Annotated in this window: 21 protein-coding genes; 8 read left to right on the forward strand and 13 right to left on the reverse strand. The window is 53.1% G+C overall.

Annotation, left to right across the window (positions count from 1 at the left end):
* Positions 1-2: 2 nt before the first annotated feature.
* On the reverse strand, positions 3-1,253 hold the full coding sequence (avtA, locus tag SK33_RS00755; RefSeq protein ID WP_048218819.1) for a valine--pyruvate transaminase: 1,251 nt from the start codon (positions 1,251-1,253) through the stop codon (positions 3-5).
* Positions 1,254-1,429: 176 nt separating this feature from the next.
* On the reverse strand, positions 1,430-3,460 hold the full coding sequence (gene malS / locus SK33_RS00760) for an alpha-amylase (protein WP_048218818.1): 2,031 nt from the start codon (positions 3,458-3,460) through the stop codon (positions 1,430-1,432).
* Positions 3,461-3,776: 316 nt separating this feature from the next.
* Here malS and SK33_RS00765 point away from each other — a divergent pair, with 316 nt between their 5' ends.
* Positions 3,777-4,601, forward strand: a complete 825-nt coding sequence (locus tag SK33_RS00765; RefSeq protein WP_003024247.1) for a protein bax — start codon at positions 3,777-3,779, stop codon at positions 4,599-4,601.
* A gap of 44 nt (positions 4,602-4,645) precedes the next feature.
* Here the strand turns inward: SK33_RS00765 and xylR are convergent, their stop codons facing one another.
* Positions 4,646-5,824: a D-xylose utilization transcriptional activator XylR gene (xylR, locus tag SK33_RS00770; RefSeq protein WP_003024250.1), complete on the reverse strand. Its 1,179-nt coding sequence runs from the start codon at positions 5,822-5,824 to the stop codon at positions 4,646-4,648.
* A gap of 361 nt (positions 5,825-6,185) precedes the next feature.
* Between xylR and xylA the strand changes: the two genes are divergently transcribed.
* From xylA to yiaB, 3 genes are all read left to right on the forward strand, one after another.
* Positions 6,186-7,508 carry a xylose isomerase gene (gene xylA, locus SK33_RS00775; protein WP_003024252.1) on the forward strand — a complete coding sequence of 441 codons (1,323 nt, stop codon included), beginning with the start codon at positions 6,186-6,188 and terminating at the stop codon, positions 7,506-7,508.
* Positions 7,509-7,579: 71 nt separating this feature from the next.
* Positions 7,580-9,034, forward strand: a complete 1,455-nt coding sequence (xylB, locus tag SK33_RS00780) for a xylulokinase (protein ID WP_048218817.1) — start codon at positions 7,580-7,582, stop codon at positions 9,032-9,034.
* Positions 9,035-9,201: 167 nt separating this feature from the next.
* Positions 9,202-9,555: an inner membrane protein YiaB gene (gene yiaB, locus SK33_RS00785; RefSeq protein ID WP_048218816.1), complete on the forward strand. Its 354-nt coding sequence runs from the start codon at positions 9,202-9,204 to the stop codon at positions 9,553-9,555.
* On the opposite strand, the gene SK33_RS00790 is transcribed toward yiaB, so the two are convergent.
* The gene (locus SK33_RS00790; RefSeq protein ID WP_048218932.1) at positions 9,552-10,547 is read right to left on the reverse strand and encodes an acyltransferase; all 996 of its coding nucleotides are present in this window, start codon (positions 10,545-10,547) and stop codon (positions 9,552-9,554) included. The two genes, yiaB and SK33_RS00790, sit on opposite strands and share 4 nt — an antisense overlap.
* A 172-nt stretch (positions 10,548-10,719) precedes the next feature.
* Here SK33_RS00790 and SK33_RS00795 point away from each other — a divergent pair, with 172 nt between their 5' ends.
* The 3 genes from SK33_RS00795 to glyS all read left to right on the forward strand — a co-directional run bounded on the left by SK33_RS00795 (position 10,720) and on the right by glyS (position 14,114).
* Complete coding sequence (locus tag SK33_RS00795) at positions 10,720-11,028, forward strand: YsaB family lipoprotein (protein ID WP_003024259.1); 309 nt, start codon at positions 10,720-10,722, stop codon at positions 11,026-11,028.
* Positions 11,029-11,123: 95 nt separating this feature from the next.
* Complete coding sequence (gene glyQ / locus SK33_RS00800; protein ID WP_001168551.1) at positions 11,124-12,035, forward strand: glycine--tRNA ligase subunit alpha; 912 nt, start codon at positions 11,124-11,126, stop codon at positions 12,033-12,035.
* Between the two features lie 9 nt (positions 12,036-12,044).
* On the forward strand, positions 12,045-14,114 hold the full coding sequence (gene glyS / locus SK33_RS00805; RefSeq protein ID WP_003837705.1) for a glycine--tRNA ligase subunit beta: 2,070 nt from the start codon (positions 12,045-12,047) through the stop codon (positions 14,112-14,114).
* A 113-nt stretch (positions 14,115-14,227) separates the two neighbouring features.
* Here glyS and cueP read toward each other — a convergent pair whose 3' ends face one another.
* The 3 genes from cueP to SK33_RS00820 all read right to left on the reverse strand — a co-directional run bounded on the left by cueP (position 14,228) and on the right by SK33_RS00820 (position 15,737).
* On the reverse strand, positions 14,228-14,767 hold the full coding sequence (cueP, locus tag SK33_RS00810; RefSeq protein WP_048218815.1) for a copper-binding periplasmic metallochaperone CueP: 540 nt from the start codon (positions 14,765-14,767) through the stop codon (positions 14,228-14,230).
* A gap of 187 nt (positions 14,768-14,954) precedes the next feature.
* Positions 14,955-15,167, reverse strand: coding sequence for a transcription antiterminator/RNA stability regulator CspE (cspE, locus tag SK33_RS00815; RefSeq protein WP_000014594.1), 213 nt, complete (start codon positions 15,165-15,167; stop codon positions 14,955-14,957).
* A gap of 279 nt (positions 15,168-15,446) precedes the next feature.
* The gene (locus tag SK33_RS00820; RefSeq protein WP_003024273.1) at positions 15,447-15,737 is read right to left on the reverse strand and encodes an HTH-type transcriptional regulator; all 291 of its coding nucleotides are present in this window, start codon (positions 15,735-15,737) and stop codon (positions 15,447-15,449) included.
* A 380-nt stretch (positions 15,738-16,117) separates the two neighbouring features.
* On the opposite strand from SK33_RS00820, the gene SK33_RS00825 reads away from it, so the two are divergent.
* Complete coding sequence (locus SK33_RS00825; protein WP_003024276.1) at positions 16,118-16,828, forward strand: DUF3053 domain-containing protein; 711 nt, start codon at positions 16,118-16,120, stop codon at positions 16,826-16,828.
* A gap of 58 nt (positions 16,829-16,886) precedes the next feature.
* Here the strand turns inward: SK33_RS00825 and ghrB are convergent, their stop codons facing one another.
* The 6 genes from ghrB to SK33_RS00855 form a co-directional block, all read right to left on the reverse strand.
* On the reverse strand, positions 16,887-17,861 hold the full coding sequence (ghrB, locus tag SK33_RS00830; RefSeq protein WP_048218814.1) for a glyoxylate/hydroxypyruvate reductase GhrB: 975 nt from the start codon (positions 17,859-17,861) through the stop codon (positions 16,887-16,889).
* Positions 17,862-17,883: 22 nt separating this feature from the next.
* Positions 17,884-19,164, reverse strand: a complete 1,281-nt coding sequence (locus SK33_RS00835) for an MFS transporter (RefSeq protein WP_003024280.1) — start codon at positions 19,162-19,164, stop codon at positions 17,884-17,886.
* 70 nt (positions 19,165-19,234) lie between these two features.
* Positions 19,235-20,173 carry a sugar kinase gene (locus SK33_RS00840; protein ID WP_048218813.1) on the reverse strand — a complete coding sequence of 313 codons (939 nt, stop codon included), beginning with the start codon at positions 20,171-20,173 and terminating at the stop codon, positions 19,235-19,237.
* A 3-nt stretch (positions 20,174-20,176) separates the two neighbouring features.
* Entirely contained in the window at positions 20,177-20,926 is a 750-nt protein-coding gene (locus tag SK33_RS00845) for a sugar phosphate isomerase/epimerase family protein (RefSeq protein WP_048218812.1), read from the reverse strand.
* A gap of 99 nt (positions 20,927-21,025) precedes the next feature.
* Positions 21,026-22,042 (reverse strand): LacI family DNA-binding transcriptional regulator, encoded by a 1,017-nt coding sequence (locus SK33_RS00850; RefSeq protein WP_005133828.1) that lies wholly within the window; start codon positions 22,040-22,042, stop codon positions 21,026-21,028.
* Positions 22,043-22,183: 141 nt separating this feature from the next.
* Positions 22,184-22,846 carry an OmpA family lipoprotein gene (locus tag SK33_RS00855; protein WP_003024287.1) on the reverse strand — a complete coding sequence of 221 codons (663 nt, stop codon included), beginning with the start codon at positions 22,844-22,846 and terminating at the stop codon, positions 22,184-22,186.
* Positions 22,847-22,886: the final 40 nt, after the last annotated feature.

Consider the following 22,886-nt stretch of genomic DNA (forward strand, 5'->3'; position numbering starts at 1 on the left):
CGTTAGCCTTCCAGCCAGGCGCGTTCGATCTCTTCAGCCAGAATCTTCACGCCAGCTTCGATTTTCTCTGGTTCTGGCACGTAGTTCATCCGCATGCACTGATGGGTATGCGGCCAGGGTTTATCCAGCCCCGGGAAGAAGTAGTCACCGGGAACCATCAGTACGCCGCGCGCTTTCAGGCGCTGATACAGCAGTTCAGTAGTAATGGGCAAATCTTTGAACCAAAGCCACAGGAAAATCGCGCCCTCTGGTTTATGGATAAGGCAGCGATCTTCTGATAAGTAGCGGCGAATAATCGCAATCGTCTCCTGAACGCGCTGATAGTAAAACGGTTTAATAACCGTTTCGGACAGGCGCAGTAGATCGTTACGTTTAATCATCTCGCACATCATCGCCGGTCCCATTCCGCCTGGAGCAAGGCTGATGATGCCGTTCATATTGGTAATCGCAGTGATGATTTTTTCATTGGCGATAATGATGCCGCAGCGGGAACCTGGCAGGCCCAGCTTGGAAAGGCTCATGCACAGCACAATGTTGGGGTTCCACAGCGGACGCGCTTCGCTAAAGATGATGCCAGGGAATGGTACGCCATAGGCGTTATCAATCACCAGCGGGATCCCATGCAGGTTGGCCAGCCGGTCCAGCTTCATCAGCTCGTCGTCTGTGATCACGTTGCCTGTCGGGTTAGTCGGGCGTGACACGCAGATCATCCCCGTCTCTTCACCGATGTGCAGGTGTTCAAAATCAACGTGATACTTAAACTGGCCTTCCGGTAACAGTTCGATGTTCGGACGCGCGGAGACGAAAAGATCTTCTTCTAGCCCGGAATCGGCATAGCCAATGTATTCCGGGGCTAATGGGAATAACACTTTTTGCGTTGTTCCGTCAGCGCGGCGTCCGGCGAACAGATTGAATAAGTAGAAAAACGCGCTCTGACTGCCATTTGTCAGTGCAATATTTTGTGGCTCGATATCCCAACCCTGCTTCTCACGTAGCAGTTTCGCCAGCTCAGACAGGAGCTCGGTTTTCCCTTGCGGACCGTCATAATTGCAAAGCGCATCAGTGGCTTTGCCGTTTGCCAGCATATCTGTCAGCAGAGACTGGAAGTAATTTTGCATCTCTGGAATTTGCGCCGGATTACCACCGCCGAGCATGATGGCACCTGGGGTGCATAAACCGTCGTTGAGGTCCTCCATCAGGCGGGTGATGCCTGAATGGCGGGTAAATTTGTCGCCAAAAAGTGAGAATGTCATAGCAGGGGGTCTGTCGAACTGAGTAGTAAAGTGGCTAACCATAGCGCTACCCATGGCAGGGTGCAAATCAGGGGAAGCGGACCGGATTGATGTTTTGTGCTGCAGATGTTTGCCTGGCTGGTTTTTTATTTTGTGTTGGGCTTCCCGCCGTATGCACAGCGGGAAGCCTGTTGGGATCAGGGCTGGCCGGCCCACACCACCATCACCTTATCGTCGTCATGCTCGCGGATAAATCCGTATCCCTGCTTCAGGGTAAGCGTAGTCTGTTTACCGGTGCCGATGGCGGGATGTCTGGCTCGGAACTGACTGATGCGCTGCCAGTGTGCGACGCTGGTGGCAGATTTCCCGCTCACATCCTGCCAGTTCATTTCTGAGCGCGTGCCCTGCAATGGGTCTGAGCCTGTTGGTCCAAAGGGTCGGGCCGACTCGTCGCCGTAAAAGAGTTGTACCGCGCCAGGCGCCAGCAGCAATAGCTCGGCGGCTTTGTCTCCACCTTCGCGAAACAGACGCGTATCGTGCGAGGAGAGATAGCTCAGGACGTTGAAATCCTGCAGTTTTTCAGCCATTTGTTGCCAGGTGACATCCATATTTGCCAGACAATCGACGGCCTTTGCCGCCTGCTCCTGATAGTCGAAATTGATCATCGCATCAAAGCCGTGTCGGTAATAGTCGCTTTGCATCACGCCGTGACCCCAGGCCTCGCCGGTCATCCAGAAAGATTTATCATCCAGCGCTTTATCCGGGTTGGCTTTCTTCCATTCAGCCAGCGCTGCGCTGGCCTGTGTTTTTAATTGCTGCCAGGCGGGAAGCTCGACGTGTTTGGCGGTATCAACCCGAAAGCCGTCAATCCCGTAATCACGCACCCACTGGCTGAGCCAGTGCGTCAGATAATCGCGGGGCGTGTAACCGGCGATAGCTTTAGCGTGCGTATCTGGTTTGTGCTGATAAAAGTTTGGCAGCCCGGAAGGCGTGGTGGATTCGGTTTTCAGATCGGGCAGGAAGGCCAGTGACATGGTCAGGTCGTCAAAGCCAGGATTGTCGTAATCGCCAATATCGGTACGGATCCAGTTTTTCCCCCACCATTTTTCCCAACCTGTTTTATCGCTGAAGTTGATGTAATCATTAAAGCTGTGCCAGCTTTGCCCGGCGGCTGGCTTCCAGTCCGTCCAGCGTTCACCGAGCGTGTTTTTCAGTTCATCGCCCGACAAGTACAGCGCCCCAAACTGATACTCCTGCATATCCGCCAGCGTGGCGTAGCCGGTATGATTCATGACGACATCGAACAGGATACGAATGCCGCGCTGGTGCGCACCGTCAACCAGGGCACGCAGGTCAGCTTCATTACCCATATTCGCATCGAGCGTAGTCCAGTCCTGAGTGTAATAGCCGTGATAAGCGTAGTGGGGGAAATCGCCTTTGGTGCCACCGCCGACCCAACCGTGAATTTGCTCAAACGGTGCGCTGATCCACAAGGCGTTGACGCCCAACTGTTGCAGGTAGTCGAGTTTACTGGTGAGTCCGCGCAAATCGCCACCGTGGAAAGTGCCAATTTCCTGCATGCCGTCGTTGCGACGTCCGTAGCTGTGGTCGTTGCCTGGGTCACCATTTACAAAGCGATCCGTCAGAACGAAATACACCGTAGCGTTATGCCAGTCGAAAGCAGCCGGGGCATCGGTTTCCGCCCGTTCCAGCAGCAACAGCCCGTTACTGGCTGCGGCAGGCTGTAGGGTAATCGACCCATTCTTTACCGTTGCCGTTTGTTTGCTGTAGTAATCGCGCACCACGGCACCTTCCGGAAAGGTCTGGCTCACATCCAGTGTTAACGGCGAACCATCCCATTTCGGGCACTGGCGAATCTGGGTCGTGACAGGGTCTGCGGCGCTTTTTACCGAGAGCATCAACGTTGGCGTTCCGGAGCGAGTATCGACTTCCAGCGTGTAATCGCCGTCTTTGAATAAACGCCACTGCGGCGGCGCGCCTTCACACGGTTTTAGCGATAGCATCTGGTTGAGTTTTATCGCATCAGCAGGCTGCCAGCACTGTTGGTCAAAATTTAGGATTAAAGGACGAGTACCCTTCGTCAACGCTGCATGGCTGACGAATTTACCCGTACCTTCCGCTTCGAAGTTGGGGAGTCCCTGAGAAGTCCATGATGAGGCGATGGCAATGCCGGGCATGAGCGCCAGCGCAACGGCGGCAAGTTTCATAATGCTGTCCTTGGTGCTGCTGTTTTCGCCAGTTTGCCAGTGAAATCAGGCTGGAAACTCATCCTTTGAGTCGATTCCGCCAGGAGGAGAAGTGAGGGTGAGCGATCGCGTTCAAAAAATGAACTTATTTTGCGATAACCTCCACATTTTCTTCGAATTAATGGCACCCTGAACCGTTAATGCGTGACATAGTTTCAGAATTGGACTATTCCTTTGGGTGCTCTTGACGGCTATTTTTGATATGATTTGAGATTCATCTCTCATTTTTGTGAAAAATATAAGGTGTTGGAATGTATAAATCCGACCAGGAGACCTAATGATATTGACTCCCATTCGACGATATGGGGCAATGATTCTTATGTTACTCACCGTTGCATTTTCGGGTGAGGTGCTGGCAAAGACACACACGGCGACAACGAGTCACAAGCCCCAGATAACCAAGGCAAGTAATAAACAGGTTAGCAGTAAACAAGAGTATTCTCGCAATAGTGCAAAGAGTAGTTCACTTCCTGATTTGCGAAAATACCCTTCCGGAACACCAAGGAAAAAAGCGTTTCTCCGGACGGTTATGCCTTATATTACCAGTCAAAATGCTGCCATTACTGCGGACCGTAACTGGCTGATTTCAAAACAGTACCAGAACCGCTGGTCACCGACTGAGCGTACGCGTATGAAAGACATCGCGAAGCGCTACAAGGTGAGCTGGTCTGGCAACACGCGTAAAATTCCGTGGAATACGCTGCTTGAGCGCGTAGACATTATCCCGACCAGTATGGTGGCAACCATGGCTGCGGCCGAAAGCGGCTGGGGTACGTCGAAGCTGGCGCGTAGCAATAACAACCTGTTTGGCATGAAATGTGGCAAAGGTCGTTGTAACAATGCCCCAGGTAAGGTGAAAGGCTACTCACAGTTTGAATCGGTGAAAGAGTCGGTGAATGCTTACGTCATCAACCTGAACACGCACCCGGCTTACTCTTCTTTCCGTAAATCACGTGCGCAGTTGCGTAAAGCCGATCAGGAAGTCACCGCTACCGCGATGATCCATAAGCTGAAGGGTTATTCCACTAAAGGACAGAGCTACAACAACTATCTGTTCGCAATGTATCAGGATAACCAGCGTTTAATCGCCGCGCATATGTAATTCTGTGTGCCGGATGGCGGCTTCGCCGTATCCGGCAATAATCCTCACAGCAACACTTCGCTGTTCACATCGCGATACTCTTTTGGCGTCGTGTCGTACTCTTTCTTGAAGACCGAATAGAAATACTGCAGAGACGGATAGCCACACATCTGTGAAATTTCGTTGATTGAAAGCGTGGTAGAAATCAACAGACTGCGCGCTTTTTCCAGCTTTTCGGCATGAATCACGGCGTGGATAGTCTCTCCGACCTCTTCTTTAAAACGCTTCTCCAGATTTGAACGTGAAATCCCTACTGAATCAAGAACTTGCTCAACCTTAATCCCTTTGCAGGCATGATTGCGGATAAAGTGCATCGCCTGAATGACGGCAGGATCGGTCAAGGAGCGGTAATCGGTTGAGCGCCGCTCAACCACGCGCACCGGAGGAACCAGAATGCGTTGCAGCGGCAGCGCCTCATTCGCCAGCAAGCGGTGCAGGAGTTTTGCGGCCTGGTAGCCCATCTGCCGGGCTCCCTGAGCTACGGATGACAGCGCTACCCGTGATAAGTAACGGGTCAGTTCTTCGTTATCTATTCCTATCACGCATAGCTTTTCCGGTACCGGGATATGTAGGTGCTCGCAGACTTGCAGGACGTGTCGTGCCCGCGCGTCGGTGACCGCGATAATGCCGGTTTGCGGCGGCAACGTTTGTAGCCAGTCTGCCAGACGATTTTGCGCGTGCTGCCAGTTTTCCGGCGCAGTTTCCAGCCCCTGGTAGACGACGCCGCGGTACTTTTCTTTAGCCACCAACTGGCAAAAGGCATATTCACGTTCTGCGGCCCAGCGTTTACCGCTTGAGGAAGGCAGGCCGTAAAATGCAAAACGGTTAACCCCTTTCTCTTTCAGATGCAGAAAAGCGCTTTCTACCAGCGCGTGGTTGTCGGTAGCAATGTAATGTACCGGGGGATAATCTTGCTCCCGATGGTAGGAACCCCCAACGCCGATGATCGGAACATCGACATCGGCAAGTAATTGCGCAATGTCATCATCGTCATAATCGGCAATAACGCCATCGCCTAACCAGTCTTTAATATTATCGATACGGGCGCGGAAATCTTCCTCAATGAATATATCCCACTCGGATTGCGATGCCTGTAAATATTCACCCACTCCTTCTACCACCTGACGGTCATAGGCTTTATTGGCATTGAATAACAGAGTGATGCGGTGACGTTTATCAAACATAAGAACCTGTCCTGGAAAGGTTAACGTGGGCCTGTCGATACTAGCAAAACCGCCGGTACGACTGCTTGATGAAGCGTGACAAATTTCCTGATTGCCTGAGGCCAGGCAAAATTTACATACTGTCAGCGGGATGACAATTGTCATTTTTCATCTGCGCATTACGGTTTTTTGTTTAATGGCTAACCTTCGATCGCGATCGCTTTTTTATTTCGTTTTTCAGCGCGTTTTTTTGGGAGCCAGCGCACGTTTGGGTATTCTCTTAATAGCGGTGTGAAATAACGTAATTGAGCAATAAATCAGGAAATTCCAGTATAGCCATATCGCAGTTTACTTACCGTATTACCTGATTATGGAGCTTATTATGCCGGCTTATTTTGACCAACTCGATCGTGTTCGTTTTGAAGGTACTCAATCCACTAACCCGCTCGCATTTCGCCATTACAATCCTGACGAAATCGTGTTGGGCAAACGTATGGAAGATCATCTGCGTTTTGCTGCCTGCTACTGGCATACCTTCTGCTGGAACGGTGCGGATATGTTCGGTATGGGGGCTTTCGATCGTCCGTGGCAGCAGCCTGGTGAAGCACTGGCGCTGGCGAAACGCAAGGCGGACGTGGCATTTGAGTTCTTCCACAAGCTGAACGTGCCTTACTACTGCTTCCATGATGTGGATGTCTCGCCTGAAGGGGCTTCACTGAAAGAGTACAAAAACAACTTTGCGCAGATGGTTGATGTGCTGGCGGCAAAACAGGAACAGAGCGGCGTGAAGCTGCTGTGGGGAACAGCAAACTGCTTTACCAACCCACGCTACGGCGCGGGTGCGGCCACGAACCCTGATCCGGAAGTATTCAGCTGGGCCGCCACGCAGGTGGTTACGGCCATGGATGCCACGCACAAGTTAGGCGGTGAAAACTACGTTCTGTGGGGTGGTCGTGAAGGCTATGAGACGCTGCTGAATACCGATCTGCGTCAGGAACGTGAGCAAATTGGTCGCTTCATGCAACTGGTGGTGGAACACAAACACAAAACCGGTTTCCAGGGCACTTTGCTTATCGAGCCGAAACCGCAGGAACCGACCAAGCACCAGTACGACTACGATGCGGCGACCGTCTACGGCTTCCTCAAGCAGTTCGGTCTGGAAAAAGAGATCAAACTGAATATCGAAGCTAACCATGCCACGCTGGCTGGCCACTCGTTCCATCACGAAATCGCCACCGCTATCGCGCTGGGTCTGTTTGGCTCTGTCGATGCCAACCGTGGTGACGCGCAGCTGGGCTGGGACACGGATCAGTTCCCGAACAGCGTAGAAGAGAACGCGCTGGTGATGTACGAAATCCTGAAGGCGGGCGGTTTCACCACCGGTGGCCTGAACTTCGATGCCAAGGTGCGTCGTCAGAGTACCGATAAATATGATCTGTTCTATGGTCATATTGGCGCGATGGATACCATGGCACTGTCGTTGAAAATTGCGGCCCGTATGATTGAAGACGGTGGTCTGGATCAGCGCGTGGCAAAACGTTATGCCGGTTGGAATGGTGAGCTGGGCCAGCAAATTCTGAAAGGGCAGATGACGCTGACGGAAATTGCGCAGTACGCTGAACAACATAACCTGGCGCCGGTGCACCAGAGCGGTCATCAGGAATTGCTGGAAAATCTGGTGAACCATTATTTGTTCGACAAATAACGGGTTTCTGAGAACGTCCGTAAGCCCGGTCAGCTCGCGCTACCGGGCCTTTCTTTAAGGAACGATGCCTTATGTATATCGGGATAGATCTTGGCACATCAGGCGTAAAGGCCATCCTGCTCAACGAGCAGGGGGATGTGGTCGCTTCGCACACGGAGAAACTCACCGTCTCGCGCCCGCATCCGTTATGGTCTGAACAAGACCCTGAGCAGTGGTGGTCGGCAACGGTTCGGGCTGTGAAAGCGCTGGGTCAGCAGCATTCGCTTCGCGAGGTGAAAGCGTTGGGAATTGCCGGGCAGATGCACGGCGCGACGCTACTGGATGAGCAACAGAAGGTATTGCGTCCGGCTATTCTGTGGAACGATGGTCGCTGTGGTGAAGAGTGCGTGATGCTGGAGAATCAGGTTCCGCAGTCTCGTGCGATCACCGGCAACCTGATGATGCCTGGCTTTACCGCGCCAAAACTGCTGTGGGTGCAACGCCACGAGCCGGAGATTTTCAACCTGATTGATAAAGTCCTGCTGCCGAAAGATTACCTGCGTTTGCGCATGACCGGTGATTTTGCCAGCGATATGTCTGATGCGGCAGGGACAATGTGGCTGGATGTCGCGAAGCGTGACTGGAGCGATGTCATGCTTGCTGCCTGTAAATTGACTCGCGCACATATGCCTGCGCTCTATGAAGGCAGCGAGATTACCGGAACCTTGTTGCCAGACGTCGCTAAAGCCTGGGGAATGCAGGAGGTTGCGGTTGTTGCCGGAGGTGGTGATAACGCGGCGGGGGCGGTTGGCGTAGGCATGATGAATGCCGGTCAGGCGATGCTTTCGCTGGGGACATCCGGTGTCTATTTTGCGGTGAGTGATGGTTTCCTTAGCAAACCGGAAAGTGCGGTTCACAGTTTTTGCCATGCTTTGCCTGAGCGATGGCATCTGATGTCTGTGATGTTAAGTGCGGCATCGTGTCTGGACTGGGCGGCAAAATTAACCGGACTGGCGAGCGTTCCTGCATTGATCGACGCTGCGCAACAGGCTGATGAACTCGCGGAGCCGGTCTGGTTTTTACCTTATCTTTCCGGTGAACGTACGCCGCATAACAATCCGCAGGCCAAGGGCGTATTTTTCGGTCTGACGCATCAGCATGGTCCGGCAGAACTGGCGCAGGCGGTGCTGGAAGGTGTGGGGTTTGCACTGGCTGACGGTATGGACGTGGTACATGCCTGCGGCGTGCAGCCCGCCAGCATTACGTTGATTGGCGGCGGGGCGCGCAGTGAATACTGGCGTCAGATGCTATCTGACATCAGCGGATTGCAGCTGGATTATCGTACCGGCGGTGATGTCGGCCCTGCACTTGGTGCAGCGCGACTGGCGCAAATTGCCATGAATCCGCAGCGGCCTTTATCAGACCTTCTGCCTCAGCTTACGCTGGAACAAGCGCATTATCCTGACGCCGGGCGCCACGCGCTTTACCAACAACGTCGGGAAACCTTCCGCCGAATCTACCAGCAGTTGCAACCGCTGATGTCCTGATCCTCGTTCCCCTCTGGTAAACAGAGGGGATTTATCAAATGTATATTTCAATCCAATAAATAGTTAGTACGCATGGATTTATTCTGAAAGTCCGGCGTAGTGCCATTTTTCTGTGTTGTCTTTAGCGGGTTATTCATATTGTATCCATGATGGATAAGGAGATCCCAATGAAGACGACAAGGCTGTTGCCATGGATGTTATTTCTCTCAGGCATACTGACTTACAGTATTGGCTTATGGCGGGCATGCCCGTTATTGAGTGGCAAAGGCTATTTTTTCGGCGTGCTGATGACGGGAATGTTTGTGACATATGTTTATCAGCGTGCTGAAAATCTCGATCAGAGCGACGAGCGCTTAACCTCTGTATGTCAAATGGTCACACTCATCACGGTAGGGTTGCTGCTGGTGGGCGTCTGGAACGCCCCATTATCGCCCCTTGAAAAGGGGCTTTACCCGATGGCATTCATCGTATGTTTACTGGGGCAAGCTTTATTGCTGCGCCTGCAAAATACGGGGGATTAACTCACCAGCCTGCGCGTATCGATGCGTTGCAGCAGCATGGATAGCAGCAGGCTTCCCGCCAGCGTGGCGCTGAAAATCCACAGCATATCGAGCGGCGGCCAGTTCTTGAGTTCGATGCCATTGGTGCGCAGCGCGTGAATGATCAGCGCATGAAAACCATAAATGCCCAATGAATGGCGAGAAATAAGGCCCAGTAGCGGCAGAGTACGTGTGCTGAGCGTATTTTTGACCAGCGTCAGGAGTGAGACGGCGCAAATAAATACCGCAGGGCCGCAGTAGAGGTACCAGGTGTCGGCAAAATTGCCTCGCCAGCGCAGTTCATGCAATGTGCCACGAGAAATAATAAATACTGCGGTAATGAATAACGCCGCACAGAGCCAGCTGAGCGCGCGCTTTTGCGTATCCATCATGCCAATCGCCCGGCCCAGCATGCCGTACAGGATGTAATAGAAGGTGTCGCCGCTGATGTACAGGTTAATGGGTAGCCATTCAAAACCGCCAATTTTTTGCGAGACGGTATTGGGATTGGCAATCACGCCTATCACCACCATCAACGCCAGCAGCATCTTGCCGCTGATATTTTTCACCTGTATCAGCGGAGAAACCAGGTAGATGACGGCGATCGCGAAGAAAAACCACAGATGATAGAACACCGGCTTTTGCAGCAGGTTCTTCAGCGACAGCTCAGCGTTGATCGAGGTAAACAGCAGGATATAGGCCAGCGCCACGCTGCTGTAAAACAGAATGCAGAGCGTGATGCGCAGGAAATGGCGCGGTTTGGCGCTACGCTCGCCAAAAAACAGATAACCCGAAATCATAAAGAACAGCGGGACGCTGACGCGAGAGGCTGAATTGAGCACGTTAGCCAGATCCCAATTCAACGGGCTGACGCTTTGCGCATTGGTGATGTACCAGGTCGTGGTGTGGATCATCACGACCATTAAACAGGCTATCCCGCGCAGGTTATCAATCCAGAAAATTTTGGGCTGCATCAGTTCCTCTGTGTCCATTAAAAAAAGTCTGACCGATATTTTGCGAACGTAGCTCACTGGAATAATCCGAGTTCTTACGCTAAAGCTTGAGATGGTCTGATGAGATTCTCAAAATAGGATCTGTTTCCAGACACTAATAATAAGACTGACCAGCAAACCAGGCGGTAATAAAATGATGATGAAGTATTTCTTTCCCACAATCGCTACCCTTTTGCTGGTAGCGTGCGCTGACACACAACCGTCTGCACCCGCGCAGAAAGCGCAAAAGGTTAAGGTCAGTGCCACACGTTCGCTGGATATGGAGTCATTGTGCAAAAATGAGGCGGCGCAACGCTACAACACTGGCGCGCAGAAAATTGATATCTCCGGCCTGGAGCAATTCCAGGGCAGCTATGAGATGCGTGGTTCTACCTTCCGTAAAGAGAGTTTTGTCTGTTCTTTTGATGCAGACGGGCAGTTTTTGCACCTTTCCATGCGCTAAGTTCCCCCTTTTTCCCGTTTCGTACTGTATATCTTGCAGCCAGCGGGTATACTGATCGCTTCCTTTAAATCCACACGTATCCAGCACGAAATAATATGCAAAAGTTTGATACCAGGACCTTCCAGGGCTTGATCCTGACCTTACAGGATTACTGGGCTCGCCAGGGCTGCACCATTGTTCAACCATTGGACATGGAAGTCGGCGCGGGAACATCTCACCCAATGACCTGCCTGCGTGCGCTGGGGCCGGAACCGATGGCGACTGCTTATGTGCAGCCTTCCCGTCGTCCGACCGATGGCCGCTATGGCGAAAACCCGAACCGCTTACAGCACTACTATCAGTTCCAGGTAGTGATTAAGCCGTCACCGGACAACATTCAGGAGCTGTACCTGGGTTCTCTGAAAGAGCTGGGTATGGACCCGACCATTCACGATATTCGTTTCGTGGAAGATAACTGGGAAAACCCGACGCTGGGTGCCTGGGGTCTGGGTTGGGAAGTGTGGCTGAACGGCATGGAAGTGACTCAGTTCACCTACTTCCAGCAGGTTGGTGGTCTGGAATGTAAACCAGTAACCGGGGAAATTACCTACGGTCTGGAACGTCTGGCCATGTACATTCAGGGCGTAGACAGCGTTTACGACCTGGTCTGGAGCGACGGCCCGCTGGGTAAAACCACTTACGGTGACGTGTTCCATCAGAACGAAGTGGAGCAATCCACCTACAACTTTGAATACGCCGACGTGGACTTCCTGTTCACCTGCTTCGAGCAGTACGAGAAAGAAGCGCAGCAGCTGCTGGCGCTGGAAAATCCGCTGCCGCTGCCTGCGTATGAACGTATTCTGAAAGCCGCCCATAGCTTCAACCTGCTGGATGCGCGTAAAGCCATCTCCGTCACCGAGCGTCAGCGCTATATCCTGCGCATTCGCACCCTGACCAAAGCAGTGGCAGAAGCTTACTACGCTTCCCGTGAAGCCCTTGGCTTCCCGATGTGCAACAAAGACAAATAAGAGGCGGCCATGTCTGAGAAAACTTTTCTGGTGGAAATCGGCACTGAAGAGCTGCCACCAAAAGCACTGCGCAGCCTGGCTGAGTCCTTTGCTGCAAACTTTACCGCGGAGCTGGACAACGCTGGCATCGCGCACGGCAACGTTGAGTGGTTTGCTGCACCGCGTCGCCTGGCGCTGAAAGTCGCGAATCTGGCGGAATCTCAACCCGATCGTGAAGTTGAAAAACGTGGTCCGGCCATTGCCCAGGCGTTTGACGCTGAAGGCAAACCGAGCAAAGCGGCAGAAGGTTGGGCACGTGGCTGCGGCATCACGGTTGATCAGGCTGAGCGTCTGACTACCGACAAAGGCGAATGGCTGCTGTATCGCGCGCATGTGAAAGGCGAAAGCGCTGAAACGCTGCTGCCAAACATGATTGCCACTTCGCTGGCGAAGCTGCCGATCCCGAAACTGATGCGCTGGGGCGCGTCTGACGTTCACTTCGTGCGTCCGGTTCACACCGTGACTCTGCTGCTGGGCGACAAAGTTATTCCGGCAACGATTCTGGGCATTCAGTCCGATCGTGTGATCCGTGGACACCGCTTTATGGGCGAGCCGGAATTCACTATCGATTCTGCCGATCAGTATCCGGAAATCCTGCGTGAGCGAGGCAAAGTCATTGCGGATTACGCTGAGCGTAAAGCGAAAATCAAAGCCGATGCTGAAGAAGCGGCGCGTAAGATTGGCGGTAACGCTGACCTGAGCGAAAGCCTGCTGGAAGAAGTCACCTCGCTGGTAGAATGGCCGGTAGTGCTTACCGCGAAATTCGAAGAGAAATTCCTCGCTGTTCCGTCTGAAGCGCTGGTACACACCATGAAAGGTGACCAGAAGTACTTCCCGGTTTATGCGAACGACGGCAAATTGCTGCCGAACTTTATCTTCGTTGCCAACATCGAATCGAAAGATCCGACCCAGATTATCTCCGGTAACGAGAAGGTTGTTCGTCCGCGTCTTGCGGATGCTGAGTTCTTCTTCAATACCGACCGTAAAAAACGCCTTGAAGACCATCTGCCGCGTCTGCAAACCGTGCTGTTCCAACAGCAACTGGGTACGCTGCGCGACAAGACTGACCGTATCCAGGCGCTGGCGGGCTGGATTGCTGGTCAAATTGGCGCTGACGTTAACCACGCAACGCGTGCTGGCCTGCTGTCCAAGTGCGATCTGATGACCAACATGGTCTTCGAGTTCACCGACACCCAGGGCGTGATGGGAATGCACTACGCGCGTCACGATGGCGAAGCGGAAGATGTCGCGGTGGCGCTGAACGAGCAGTATCAGCCGCGTTTTGCCGGTGATGACCTGCCGTCTAACCCGGTGGCTTGTGCCGTGGCGATTGCTGACAAGATGGACACCCTGGCGGGTATCTTCGGTATTGGTCAGCATCCGAAAGGCGACAAAGACCCGTTTGCGCTGCGTCGTGCTGCTCTGGGCGTGCTGCGTATCATCGTTGAGAAGAACCTGAATCTGGATCTGCAAACGCTGACGGAAGAGGCTGTTCGTCTGTATGGCGACAAGCTGACCAACGCCAACGTGGTGGATGACGTTATCGACTTTATGCTTGGTCGCTTCCGCGCCTGGTATCAGGACGAAGGTTATACCGTCGATACCATTCAGGCCGTGCTGGCGCGTCGTCCGACTCGTCCGGCTGATTTCGACGCACGTATGAAGGCGGTTTCGCACTTCCGTACACTGGAGGCCGCGTCCGCGCTGGCTGCCGCGAACAAACGTGTATCGAACATCCTGGCGAAGTCTGAAGAAACGCTGAATGACCGTGTGAATGCGGCAACGCTGAAAGAGCCGGAAGAAATTGCGCTGGCGATGCAGGTTGTGGTGCTGCGCGATAAGCTGGAGCCAGTTTTCGCCGCTGGCCATTACCAGGAAGCGCTGGTTGAGTTAGCGGAACTGCGTGAGCCAGTTGATGCGTTCTTCGAGAAAGTGATGGTCAACGTAGAAGATAAAGATCTGCGTATCAACCGTCTCTCCATGCTCGAAAAACTGCGCGAACTGTTCCTGCGCGTGGCGGATATTTCGCTGCTACAGTAACGGTCCTGAGCTGACTTAGAAAATGCCGGATGGCGCAATGCTTATCCGGCCTACTGGTGTTTATCTCGTAGGCCGGATAAGGCGAAGCCGCCATCCGGCATTTTTTTATGTTGTTAGCGCAGCTGTAATTTAGTCAGACAGGTCTGGCTGTCTTCCATGGTCTTAATGGGATACTCTGCTTTTTTGCCGTTGTAGCTTACTGCGATGGTGCCTGCCATATTGCGCGGTAGCCAAACCCCGACGAAGCCATTTCGACCGCTCTTCATCTCTTTTTGTAGCACTACATCACCCTTGTTATCCGTCACTTTGACATTGAATGTCTTCTCCGGCATTTCGCCCTGGCAACCGGAAAGGCTGTGGTTGAAGCAAGGATGTGTTTGCCATTCATAAGGGGAAAATGACAGATAGAACTTGTCACCGAGCGGCAGGGTATAGATCTGATCGCCTGAAGAGAGCTTCAGTTCAGTGCTGGTGACGGATGCCGAGTAGGGCAGTGGGCGGCTCTGTGGAGACTGGTCAATGGCCTCGACGATTTGCTCGACGGATTTTCCGCTGAGCCCGTGTTCCGCCAAAAAAGTGGCTTCAGGGGTTGCGGCGAACGCGCTACCGGTGGTGAGTAAACCTAAAACCAGCAGTAATGAGGATTTCGACATAGCTTCAATTCCTTGTGAACGTTGTGGAATACAGACTGGCTCACTATAAAGCTTGCCCTTAGGGAAAGGTCAAAGGGGCGGCGGGTAAAGTAATGCAAAGACGCGTGTGGGCGAGGCGTTTTAAGAAGTACAGATAAAAAAAATCCCCGCCGTTTGGCAGGGATTCAGAATCTTGAGCTTTTTAAGCTTACAGGCTGGTTACGTTGCCAGCTGCCGGGCCTTTAGCGCCGCTTTCGATGGTGAAGGAAACTTTCTGACCTTCGTCCAGAGATTTGTAGCCATCGTTCTGGATAGCAGAGAAGTGTACGAACACGTCTTTAGAGCCATCGTCAGGAGTGATGAAGCCGAAACCTTTGTCAGCGTTGAACCATTTTACGATACCAGTCATTTTACCGGACATAGTGTATTACCTTTTAAAAAATAAGTGTGCCTTTCGGCGATATGGCGTGCTTTACAGATTTTTTAACAGTAAAGGAAATGCTCACTACGAAGGGTATCAACGATAACTCTTGAAGGGACTTGCCTTACTAACTGCTGTAATGGTCTGTACGTCAAACCGTTGAGGGCATTAACTCATTTTACGCATGTGGATGCAACTACTATTTTCTTTTTTGTGGATAACCTTCGTAAGGGAACGGCCCCGTTACAGGACCGTTCTTAAGCAAAATTGAAAAATAGTTCAATCCATCAGTTGCTTACTTAATCTTGGATCTGCCTGGATCAGGCGCATTAACTTCAATTCGGTAGTGGAAGGCTTTACGCGTTTAGACTCCCATTCATGAACCATCGCGACTGTCACGCCCATTACTCGGGCAAAATCATCTGTTTTTAAACCCGTCCCTCGTCGTAACTGTTCAAATTCGGTGAAAGGGTTGGTTTTTTGCGTCAGAGTGACCGTCTGCGATACATCTTTAAAAACAATCTGCTCCAGACTGCTTAGCAGTTCAAACATAGGATCTTTGTATTCCATTGAGAACTCCTATAAATCACACAGCGGGATCGTGAATTTTCTCGAAGCTCATTAAGAGTAGTCGCAAAAAATGAAGTCGGATTCGGGGTTTGAGAGATGGATTCGTTTCAGCAGATCGCAGGTGACAATCTGTTGCTGGCTAACAAACTGATAAAGGTCGGGATCTCCGAACGATCGATTCCGATTGTAAAGATGACTAAAATATGACGCCGAGTAGTAAATGCAGCATTGTTTAGCAAAACGAACGGTGGTGGGAACGGTTATTTTCCCCCACAAGATTATGCGGAAAGGGTATCTTGCGGGGCTGACCTGGACTATCCTTGTTAACGTCAGGCACGCGGGTGTCGTTGTGCGCATTTTTGGGTGAAAGGAGTATTAAAATGGCGACAGGTAAGTCCTGCTCTCGCTGGTTTGCGCCTGTTTTGGCGCTCTTAATGGTAGTTGGCCTGAGTGGGTGTTTTGATAAAGAAGGCGATCAACGTAAAGCGTTTATCGATTTTCTGCAGAATACTGCAATGCGTAGCGGAGAGCGTTTACCAACGCTGACCGCCGATCAGAAAAAACAGTTTGGCCCGTTTGTGTCCGATTACGCGATTCTGTATGGCTATTCGCAGCAGGTTAATCAGGCGATGGACTCCGGTCTGCGTCCGGTGGTTGATAGCGTAAATGCGATTCGTGTTCCTCAGGATTATGTGACTCAGCGTGAGCCGCTGCGTCAGGCAAATGGTGCGCTAGGTGTATTAGGGCAACAGTTGCAGAATGCGAAACTACAGGCAGATGCTGCGCATGGCGCGCTGAAGCAGGGCGAAGATCTGAAGCCGGTCTTTGACCAGGTTTACAATAAAGTAGTCACTGTACCTGCAGAGGCGTTACAGCCGCTGATCCCTGCAGCGCAAATCTTCACGCAGCAGTTAGTGCAGGTTGGTGATTTTGTGGCGCAGCAGGATACGCAGGTGAGCTTTGTCGCCAACGGTATCCAGTTCCCAACGTCACAGCAGGCAAGTCAGTACAACACGCTGATTGGCCCGTTGGCTGCTCAACATCAAGCATTTAACCAGGCCTGGACTGCTGCGGTGAATGCCGCTCAGTAATTAAGCCGCTGTAAGATATGAAGGGCCGGGTGAGCGTAAGCGCTACCCGGCCTTTTGTTTATCGCACGACCTGCGGGTTTACGCAGTTCTTCTCAACGCGTCCTTGCAGCGCATCGATTAAGTTATCCACCGCACAGGCCGCCATGTTATAGCGCGTTTCGTGCGTGGCTGAACCAATGTGCGGCACAGCAACCACGTTTGGCAGCGACAGCAGCGGTGAGTCAGCCGGTAATGGCTCCTGCTCAAACACATCCAGGCCAGCGGCATGAATTTCACCGTTTTGCAGGGCGGCAATCAGTGCTTTTTCATCGACCACCGGCCCACGTCCGGCGTTAATGAAAATGGCGGAAGACTTCATTTTGGCAAACTGTTCGGTGCTGAACAGATGATGCGTTTCGTCGGTTAACGGCAGGATCAGGCAGACAAAATCGGATTCTTGTAACAGCGTATCGAGGTCGCAGTAGCGCGCGTTGAAGCGTTCTTCTGCTTCCTGATGATGACGGCGCGCATTATAGAGAATCGGCATGCTAAAGCCGAAATGCGCACGTTGTGCCAGCGCCAGCCCAATGCGGCCCATGCCGACAATCCCCAGCGTTTTGTGGTGCACATCCGTACCGAACCAGTCCGGCCCGATACTTTTGGTCCATTCACCGACCTTCACGCGTTCAGCCACTTCTACCATGCGGCGAGCGGTACTTAACACCAGCGCCATCACCGTATCGGCGACGGTTTCTGTCAGTACGGTTGGCGTGTGCATCAACAGCACCTTACGCGCGTTAAGGGCATCGACGTCGAAGTTGTCATAGCCGACGGAAATCGTGGAGGTCGCACGCAGTTTCGGCATTTTCTCCAGTAGAGCGGTATTGACGGCTTCACTGGAGCCCAGCAGACCTTCCGCATTGGCAAAAGCCTCAGCGTGCTGTGCGACCGTTTCCGGGCGCAGGTTAGGCACCTGAGTCACAGTAAAATGCTCTTCCAGGCGATGCAGTAAATCGTCAGGTAACGCTTTATAGAGAATAATGGACGGCTTCATGCGAATCTCCGTAAGTTAAAATTTAAGCGTGGCGTGCGCCAATAGGTAGCTGTTGATTATTAGCAGGCTTAACAACGAGAGTTAGCCATACTGAGACAAAAAGCGCTACCCCCATAAAAATGTACGAGGCGGACGGGCTGCCGGTAGCGCCATTGAGGTAGCCGACAAACCATGAACCAAAGAATGAGCCTAGCGCGCCCATACTGTTAATCAGCGCCATTGCACCCCCGGCAACGTTACGCGGCAGCATTTCAGGAATGATGGCAAAGAAAGGACCATAAGGGGCATACATTGCCGCACCCGCAATAACCAACAGCGTATAAGAAATCCAGAAGTGGTCTGCGCCCACGGCCCATGAGCCGATAAAAGCGAAAGCAGCTATCAGTAACAGTGGCCAGACAAACAGCTTACGATTTTGCAGTTTATCGGAGGCCCAGGAAACGAGGATCATCGCCGCAGTCGCCGCCAGATAAGGTACGGATGACAGCCAGCCAACCTCAACCATCCCCAGATTTGCACCGCCGTTGCGGATAATCGACGGCAGCCACAGGACAAAACCATAGACGCCAATACTCCAGGTGAAATACTGCATACACAGCAGGATGACGTTACGTGAGCGGAAGGCTTCGCTATAGTTACGCACAGCTTTGATGCCTTGCTGCTCTTTTTCCAGTTGTGCCTGAAGGGCGGCTTTTTCAGATTCTGACAGCCAACCGACCTGAGACGGTTTGTCTTTTACCAGCACCCACCAGCAGAACGCCCAGATGATGGCCGGGAAGCCCTCGATGATGAACATTTCCCGCCAGCCCAGCGCCTGGATCAGATACCCGGAAACCACGGACATCCACAGGACGGTAACCGGGTTACCGAGGATCAGGAAAGTGTTTGCGCGCGAACGCTCGGACTTCGTAAACCAGTTACTGATATAAATCAGCATTGCGGGCATGACCGCGGCTTCAACGACGCCAAGAATAAAGCGGATGGCGGCAAGCATTGGAATATTGCTGACCATGCCGGTTAACGACGCACAGGCACCCCAGAGGATCAGACAGACAAAAATCAGTTTTCGTACGCTGCGGCGTTCGGCGTAAATTGCGCCTGGGATCTGAAAGAAGAAGTAGCCGAGGAAAAACAGCGCGCCCAGCAGGGAAGAGATCCCTTTGGTAATGCCGAGGTCCTCGTTGATACCTGCGGCGGAGGCGAAGCTGAAGTTCGCGCGGTCAAGGTACGCCAGGCTATACGTGATAAACACGATTGGCATGATGTACCACCAGCGTTTTGCTGCATTAGTTGAGCTATTCATAGACTGCCCTCTGGTTATACTGATACGCCGCCTCTGAATGTAGGGTACAGAGGCAGAGTTGGCCGGGAATTTATTCCCCTAATTGTTCACGTGTGGGTAATCCTTCGCTGTCGCCCTGAACCTGAATGGCCAGTGCGCCAATTTTATTGCCGCGGGTCACAGCCTGATGCAGCGAGCGGCCTTCCAGCAGGGCGCTAATAACGCCCACGGCAAAACCATCACCTGCGCCGACCGTATCAACCACGTTGTCGACTTTTACCGGTGCAACGCAGCCTTGTTCACCGCCGGCGGTTTTGTACCAGGCGCCATCAGCCCCGGTTTTGATGATCACGGCCTTCACCCCGTGGCGCAGATAAAAGTCGGCGATGGCTTCAGGCGTCTGCTGACCGGTTAAAATCATGCCCTCTTTTAATCCAGGTAAAACCCAGTCGGCCTGGAATGCCAAACGGTTCAGTTTTTCCACCATCTCGGCTTCGCTTTTCCACAGCACCGGGCGCAAATTCGGGTCGAACGAGATGGTCTTCCCTTGGGCCTTCATGGTACGGGCGGTATGCGCCAGTAGTTCATAAGAGCTGGCTGAAAGCGCTGCCGCTACGCCGCTCAGGTGCAGGTGGCGCGCGCTGGCGAAGTAGGCTTCGTGATAATCCTCAATGCTGAGGTGGCTGGCAGCGGAACCTTTGCGGAAGTATTCCACAATGGGATCGGTTCCATTTTCGACCTTAGATTTAAGCTGAAAGCCAGTAGCGTAACGCCCGTCCTGGGTGACTCCCTGCGCATCAATCCCTTCTTTTTCCAGCGACTTAACGATAAAACGGCCAAAACTGTCGTTGCCTACACGGCTTACCCAACCGACCTTCAGGCCCAGCCGGGCAAGACCGGTCGCCACATTGAGTTCAGCGCCAGCAACGCGCTTGATAAACTGCTCCACATCCGCCAGTTCGCCGGTTTGCGTGGCGACAAACATCGCCATCGCTTCACCAATAGTGACCACATCCAGTGAATTTTTCATGCGTTACTCCTCGCGTAACAACTCGACGTAACGGCGAGTAACCGCCGCCAAATCCTGCCCTTCCAGGGGAAACTCAATGCCGCGTGGAACATCGCCCGGCAGCGTTTTCAACAGCGTCAGCCAGCGCGGATCGGCTGCATCAGGTGGTACGGCACGGTAGCTGTCGCGATGTGCAACGGCGGCTTTGACATGGATATACCCAACGGTTGACGCCAGATTCTGCGCCGCCTGTTCCGGGGAGTCGCCCACCCACAGCCAGTTGCCCATATCGAAGGTCAGAGATATCGGCAGATTCTGCGTCTGGCAGGCTTCGTTAAAGCGCTGCATCGGCTTCAGGCGTCCGCAGGCGGTCTGATCGTTTTCGACAACCAGTTCCATTCCGCTGTTGTCCAGCCATTCGCGTAACACGTTGAACTGTTCGGTATGGGAGAAATGACCGAGGGAGACTTTTAGCCACAGCGCCTGCAGAGCCTGTGCTTCTTCAAGTAGCGCAGGAAGTCGGGGATTGAGGCTACCGTCCTCAAGGAACAACGGCTCAGGCGCTGAGTAACAGGCCAGCAGGCCGAAAATTTCGATAGCAGATGCCACCGTAGACAGCGTGTGCAGCTCGGCGTCGGTCAGCAATTCGCGGCGGATTTCGACGCCGTCAGCACCGGCTTCAGCGATAATGGGCAGCATTGCCGTTTGCCCGCCAGCGGCCCGTACCTGGTCATGGCCGTAAGCGGCGGTGACCACCATAATTTTTCTTTTCATGGAAACTCCAGACTAGCGTTCTTGCTATAACGCTAGATGGAACCGGTTCCAAAGAAAAGCTTATGATGTTGAATTTATGATCACCATCACGAAGGAAATTTAACGGGCGGTAGAGCCGCGAACGATCAGTTCGCCGGAGAAGACCTGTTCCTGAATGGCAGCAGAGCCGCCATCGATCCGGCGTACAACCTGCTCAACGGCGGTGTAGCCAATCTGCCAGGTAGGTTGTTTCAACGTGGTAATACCAACGCCCGCCAGTTCGGCCCATTCCAGTTCGTCAAAACCGAGCAGGCCGATATCGCTGCCCCAGTTAAGGCCAATGCGTTTCAGGGCGCGGGCAACCTGCAGTGTGAGAGCGCCATTGGCTGAGATAACGGCTTTGCGCATTCCCCGGTGCTGCTGGTGGAACTGGCGCAGGGTGTCGTCCAGTTGCGTATTGTCCGTGAGCGGGACTTCGGCATTTTGCGCGATAACGCCGGGGTACTGTGCGAGGGTGGCGCGAAAAGCGCTCAGGCGCTCGCGGCGGGTATTCACCATGCCGAGCGGTTCGCTGAGGAACAGGATGGCTTCAAAACCTTGTTCGACCAGATGTTCCGTGGCAACCGTTGCCGCCTGGGTGTTATCCAGCCCGACCATATCACAGGCGAAATCGGGGATTTTACGGTCAATCAGCACCATCGGCAGCGCAGACTGCTGCAGGCGGTTCAGCCCCTCTTCGCGCATCCCGACGGCGTTGACCACAATCCCTTCGACCTGGTAGCTGCGCAGCAGGTCGAGATAATGCAGTTCCTGATCCACTTCGTTGTTGGTGTTACACACCAGCGGGGTAAAGCCTTTATCGCGGCAGGCGGCTTCAATGCCGCTTAACACGTTGACGGAGTAGGGATTGGTAATATCGGCGATGATCAGGCCAATCAGGCGGGTACGACCGTGTTTCAGGCCTCTTGCCATCAGGCTGGGACGGTAGTCGAGATCGGCAATGGCTTGTTCAATGCGGGCCAGTAGCGCGTCGGAAAGCAGGTGCTTTTCACCGTTGAGATAGCGTGAAATGCTGGTCTTGCCGGTTTTTGCGGCTTTCGCCACATCGCTGATGGTTGCCCGTGTTGATTTGCTCATCGCTGATTTCCCTGAATTTCGTGTGAATACCTTAGCGGGAAAATCTGACGAAGCAAGTAATTTGCCCGGTGGCGCTGCGCTTACCGGGCCTACATGTCGAACGTAGGCCGGGTAAGGCGAAGCCGCCACCCGGCTCAACGATTACTGCACAGGACTCAACGTAATCTCTACGCGACGGTTCTGCGCTTTACCTTCCGCCGTGCTGTTGCTGGCGATCGGATTTGACGGACCCATGCCCTGAGTGCGGATACGATTAGCGGCAACCCCTTGCGTGATCAAGGCGCTGGCCACGGAGTCCGCGCGTTGTTGAGACAGACGCATATTCAGATCCTGGCTGCCGGTGCTGTCGGTGAAGCCCAGCACGTTGACGGCGGTTTTATTGTACTCTTTCAGTACCATTGCCACGCCGGTCAGAGTGTTGGCACCAGCAGGTTTCAGGTTGGCGCTGCTGCTGTCGAAGGTGACGTTATTCGGCATATTCAGAATGATGTTATCGCCACTACGCGTCACGCTGACGCCCGTTCCCTGCATTTTTTCGCGCAGTTTTGCTTCCTGCACATCCATGTAATAGCCGATACCACCACCAACGGCCGCACCCGCCGCCGCGCCAATCAGTGCGCCTTTACCGCGATCTTTCTTCGAAGAAGAGAGTGCGCCAATGCCCGCGCCGACCAGAGAGCCAATACCCGCGCCAATGCCGGATTTACCCGCTTCGCGTTCGCCGGTGTAAGGGTTTGTTGTGCAGCCAGAAACCGCCAGGGCGCCGCTCACGATGGCAGCAATAACAAAAACACGTTTCTTCATCTTAATTCCTTAATGACTTTTTCTTCTTTGCCACAGCGAC

Origin of the sequence: Citrobacter sp. MGH103, assembly GCF_001034475.2 — a bacterium.
GTDB classification, from domain to species: Bacteria; Pseudomonadota; Gammaproteobacteria; order Enterobacterales; family Enterobacteriaceae; genus Citrobacter; species Citrobacter freundii.